Raw genomic sequence first — 4,391 nt, forward strand, 5'->3', positions numbered from 1 at the left:
CGGCTTTGTGCCGCCCGTCATCTGGGGCGGTGGAGGTGGCGGCTGGAGCGGGGGTGGCGGCGGCGACAGCGGTGGCTTTTCGTCCGGCGGCGGTGGCGACTTTGGTGGCGGCGGCGCGTCGGGAGACTGGTGATGGCAGCGACCAACCGAAGCGGCAGCCGACTGCTGCGCCTGCTGAAACACCGCCGCTGGGATGTGACCGATGCGCGCAGGTTGTTGAACCCGGCCGCGCTGCAGCGGCTGGCCGCTCAGGTCACGGCCAGCGAGGCTGGGCACAGCGGTGAGATCCGCATCTGCGTCGAAGCCGGCCTGCCATTGAGCTACCTCTGGCGCCGCGCCGGTGCACGTGAACGCGCCATCGCGATGTTCGGCAAGCTGCGCGTGTGGGACACCGAGCACAACAACGGTGTGCTGGTCTACCTGCTGCTGGCCGAACGCACCATCGAGCTGGTGGCCGACCGAGGCTTGAACCATCAGGTCGACGCTGCCACCTGGGCCCGCGTCATCGCCGGGCTGCGCGAGGCCTTCAGCCAGGGCCAATGGGAACCAGGTCTCGGCCACGCGGTGGCCGAGATCGACGCCTTGTTGCGCCAGCACTTCCCGCTGACAGGTGAACGCCAGCTCAACGAGCTGCCGGATGCGGTGGTGATCCTGGGCTGAGATGCTGCCAGGGCGTGCCTGTCGGCAAGGCCGGCAGTGGCCCCAGCGCACTGGCGCTGACCAAAGCGACGGCCAGCGGCGGCTCCGTCAACATGCCACTCGCAGCGGGCGCAATGTCCGGCCCCGCCGCCTCAAACGCCAGCGACTGCAGCGTGGGAAATTGCAGCCCCTGCCCACGGTGCTTCAGCCAGGCTTCCTTCAGCGTCCACCAGCGGTAGAACTGCTGCATGCGCAGCAGCGCGTCAGGCTGCGCCTGCAGCAACGCGATCTGCGCCGGGCTGCAGACCATCTGCGCCAGGCCCAGCACGTCGCGTTTGGGATTGAGCTGCTCGATGTCCACGCCGATCGGCGCATCGGCAATCGCCACCGCCAGCCAGTCGCCGCTGTGCGAGAGGTTGGCGTGCAGGCCGGTGCCTGCCAGCGTGGTGGCGCCGGAAGCGGCGAGGTCCACCGGCTGAGCAGCAGGCTCGCCGCCTAGCAGTCCTGTCAGTTCAATTCGCAACTGCCAGCGGCCGGCCAGGTAGGTCTGTTTGCGCGCGGCCTGGCTGAACCCATGCCAACGCGTTTGCTCGGCAACGGTCAGCCACGCCGAGCCGGGTGGCTGCGCCTGCGCCCATCGCGTCAGCCGCAGGACTTGCAGCACGATCGTGGCCTGGGCAGCTCAGACGGTGCGTCGAGGCACTCAGTCCTTGATGATGGCGTAATCACCCTTCAGCGCCGCGCCGATGATGAGGGCGCCGGCGTGGCACTCGATCGTCGTCGGGCTCTGGGTTTCGTTCTTCTTGTAGTAGCTGACGATGTCGACCACCGCATTGGCGCCTTCGCGTTTGGCACTGGCCTGGAAGTTGATCAACGCGGTCAGGATGGCCCACTTGCAGCCGAACTCATCGGACTTCCCAAAACCATTGGTCTTGGGGTTGGACACATCCGAGCCCATGCGGCGCGTGACCGCCGGCGTGGCCTGGCCCTTCAGGTAGAACTTGACGCTGCCGTCCAGCTTGGTCTTGGCCTCGGGCAGGGCCAGCACCTCTTCCAGCGGAATGTTCAGGATGGAGTCGCGTGCCTGGGCCAGCGGCATGCCCGCCAGCAGGGCCAGCGTGGCGAAGGCCAGTCGACCGGTTTTTTTCATGTCAGCTCCTTTGAGGTTTTGGGGGTCAGTCGAATCGCTTGAAGATCAGCGAAGTGTTGATGCCGCCGAAAGCGAAGTTGTTGCTCATCACCAGCTCGGTCTGCAACGCGCGGCCGTTGCCGGTAACGTAGTCCAGTTCGGCGCAGCGCGGGTCCACCTGCGTGAGGTTGAGCGTGGGCGCGAACCAGCCGCTGCGCATCATCTCGATGCTCATCCAGGCTTCGAGCGCACCGCAGGCGCCCAGCGTGTGGCCCATGTAGCTCTTCAGCGAAGAGATGGCGACCCTGGGTCCGAAAACCTGGTGCGTGGCCTGCGACTCGGCCACGTCGCCATGGTCGGTCGCGGTGCCGTGTGCGTTGATGTAGGGAATCGCGGCCGGGTCCAGGCCAGCGCTTTTGAGCGCCAGGCGGATGGCCTGCGCCATGGTCGGCGCATTCGGCTGCGTGACGTGACTGCCATCGCTGTTGGTGCCGAAGCCAACGACCTCGGCGTGTATGGTGGCGCCGCGGGCCCGCGCGTGTTCCAGCTCTTCCAGCACAAGCGTGCAGGCGCCTTCGCCCAGCACCAGGCCGTCGCGGTTGGCGTCGAAGGGCCGAGGGCTCAGCTCGGGCGTGTCGTTGTGCTTCACGCTGGTGGCGAACAAGGTGTCGAAGACTGCCGCCTGAGTGGCGTCCAGCTCCTCGGCGCCGCCGGCCAGCATCGCCACCTGCTGGCCATGGCGGATCATCTCGTAGGCGTAGCCAATGCCCTGGCTGCCCGAGGTGCAGGCGCTGCTGGTGGGAACGATGCGGCCTGTGAGGCCGAAGAACACGCCGATGTTGACCGCGGCGCTGTGCGACATCATCTTGATGTAGGTCGTCGCGTTGATGCCTTCGGTGCTCTTCTCCAGCATCATGCGGCCGAAGTCGCCAATCGCCTTGGGCGTGCCGGAAGACGAGCCGTACGAGATGCCGACCTCGCCGCTCTTCAACCACTCGTCGCCCAGCAGGCCGGCATCGGCCAGCGCCATTTCGCTGGCGCGCGTGGCCATCAGCGCGACACGGCCCATGCTGCGCATGCTCTTGCGGTGGTAGCGCTCGGGCGGCAGTTCGAAGGCCGCAGCCGGTGCGCCGATCTGCGTGTTCAGGCCTTCGTAGCCAGCCCATTCGGCCATGCGTTGAACCGCGTTGTGGCCGGCCTTCAGCTTGGCCTCGACCGTGATCCAGCCGGTACCCAGCGGGCTGATCGCGCCCCTGCCTGTGACGACAACGCGCCTGCTCATCCCACCATCCCCCCGTTCACCGAAATCACCTGCCGCGTGATGTAGGCGGCGTCCGGACTCATCAGGAAGGCCACCAGTGCCGCCACCTCTTCGGGTTTTCCGACGCGCTTGGCAGGAATCATCTTCATCGCCTCTTCCAGCACCCGCTCGTCCACCATCTCGGTGGCGATCAGGCCCGGCGCCACGCAGTTGACCGTGATGCCGCGGCTGGCCAGCTCGACCGCCAGTGCCTTGCTCGCGCCGATGATACCGGCCTTGGCCGCGCTGTAATTGACCTGGCCGCGGTTGCCCATCAGCCCCGAGACAGACGCCAGCGTGACGATGCGGCCGGGCTGGCGGCGGCGCACGAGTGGCAGCGTCAGCGGCTGCAGCACGTTGTAGAAGCTGTCCAGGTTGGTGTGGATGACCTGGTCCCAGTCTTCGCCACTCAGCGCCGGGAAGGCGCCGTCGCGCGCGATGCCGGCATTGCAGACCACGCCGTAGTAGCAGCCGTGCGCTTCCACGTCGGCCAGCAGGATCTCGGCCACGCGCTCGCGCTCGGCCACGTTGAACTGCAGCACCCGGGCCTGGCGACCCAGCGTAGCAATCTGCTGTGCCACCTTCCGAGCTTCCTCGAGCTGGCTGCGGCAATGCAGCACCAAGTCATACCCGTCCTGCGCCAGCCGCAGCGCGATCGCTCGGCCGATACCGCGGCTGGAGCCGGTGACCAGCACGGTCTTCGCCGTCGATGTCATCGTCATGTTGTCTCGCCTCTGATGAATTTTTCGGGATCATCGGGACCGAAGACGGTGACCTGCGCGCTCGCGACCACCCGGTCTGCCAACCGGATCTCGCAAGCGAACTGGCCCAGGCCGTTGTCGGCCTGGTACTCGCGCCTTGCCACCACCTGCAGCACCTGCCCGCGTTCAAAACGCGGCAGCTCGCAGCGGTAGCGCCGGCTGCCGAGCAGGAAGCCGATTTTCGGTGCTTCGCCCGCAGCCCGCGCCTGCGCACCAGCCCAGGCCGCGACCGCCTGCGCCATGTATTCGATGCCGACCCACGCGCCCACGCCAGTGCCCGGCCCCAGGCTGTCGAGGAACAGGTGGTCCTCGCGCAATTCGACTTCGGCAATCAAGGTCTCGCCCTCGACCGACACCAGCCGATCCAGCAGGCACATGCGGCCCGCGTGCGGCACCAGTTCCTGGATCTGCCAGTCCTCGGTGTCAGCCATGAGGCGCCTCTTCCGCACTCAGCACCAGCGCGGCATTGCTGCCGCCAAAGGCAAAGGAATTGCTCAGCACGTGGCGCAGCGGGCGGCCCAGCGATTGGCCGGGGTGCGCCAGGTTCAGTGGCGGCAGCTGC

6 protein-coding genes and 1 pseudogene are annotated in these 4,391 nt (G+C 67.2%); 1 reads left to right on the forward strand and 6 read right to left on the reverse strand.

What is annotated here, in order from left to right:
* Nucleotides 1-132 precede the first annotated feature (132 nt).
* Nucleotides 133-660, forward strand: a complete 528-nt coding sequence (locus FKP22_RS22260) for a TPM domain-containing protein (protein ID WP_141289871.1) — start codon at nucleotides 133-135, stop codon at nucleotides 658-660.
* Here the strand turns inward: FKP22_RS22260 and FKP22_RS22265 are convergent.
* From FKP22_RS22265 to FKP22_RS34015, 6 genes and pseudogenes are all read right to left on the reverse strand, one after another.
* The gene (locus tag FKP22_RS22265; RefSeq protein ID WP_170201012.1) at nucleotides 623-1,303 is read right to left on the reverse strand and encodes a 4'-phosphopantetheinyl transferase family protein; all 681 of its coding nucleotides are present in this window, start codon (nucleotides 1,301-1,303) and stop codon (nucleotides 623-625) included. The genes FKP22_RS22260 and FKP22_RS22265 overlap by 38 nt on opposite strands.
* 39 nt (nucleotides 1,304-1,342) lie before the next feature.
* Entirely contained in the window at nucleotides 1,343-1,789 is a 447-nt protein-coding gene (locus FKP22_RS22270; RefSeq protein ID WP_141289873.1) for an excinuclease ATPase subunit, read from the reverse strand.
* 25 nt (nucleotides 1,790-1,814) lie between these two features.
* Nucleotides 1,815-3,050 carry a beta-ketoacyl-ACP synthase gene (locus FKP22_RS22275; RefSeq protein WP_141289874.1) on the reverse strand — a complete coding sequence of 412 codons (1,236 nt, stop codon included), beginning with the start codon at nucleotides 3,048-3,050 and terminating at the stop codon, nucleotides 1,815-1,817.
* Nucleotides 3,047-3,784 (reverse strand): 3-oxoacyl-ACP reductase FabG, encoded by a 738-nt coding sequence (gene fabG, locus FKP22_RS22280; protein WP_375140609.1) that lies wholly within the window; start codon nucleotides 3,782-3,784, stop codon nucleotides 3,047-3,049. The genes FKP22_RS22275 and fabG overlap by 4 nt, the downstream gene beginning before the upstream one ends.
* Nucleotides 3,785-3,786: 2 nt before the next feature.
* On the reverse strand, nucleotides 3,787-4,260 hold the full coding sequence (locus FKP22_RS22285; protein ID WP_141289876.1) for a hotdog family protein: 474 nt from the start codon (nucleotides 4,258-4,260) through the stop codon (nucleotides 3,787-3,789).
* Nucleotides 4,253-4,391, reverse strand: a pseudogene (locus FKP22_RS34015) (beta-ketoacyl-[acyl-carrier-protein] synthase II); the annotation flags it as partial. The pseudogene FKP22_RS34015 and the gene FKP22_RS22285, both read right to left, overlap by 8 nt.

Source organism: Ideonella azotifigens (assembly GCF_006519715.1).
Classification (GTDB): domain Bacteria; phylum Pseudomonadota; class Gammaproteobacteria; order Burkholderiales; family Burkholderiaceae_C; genus Ideonella; species Ideonella azotifigens.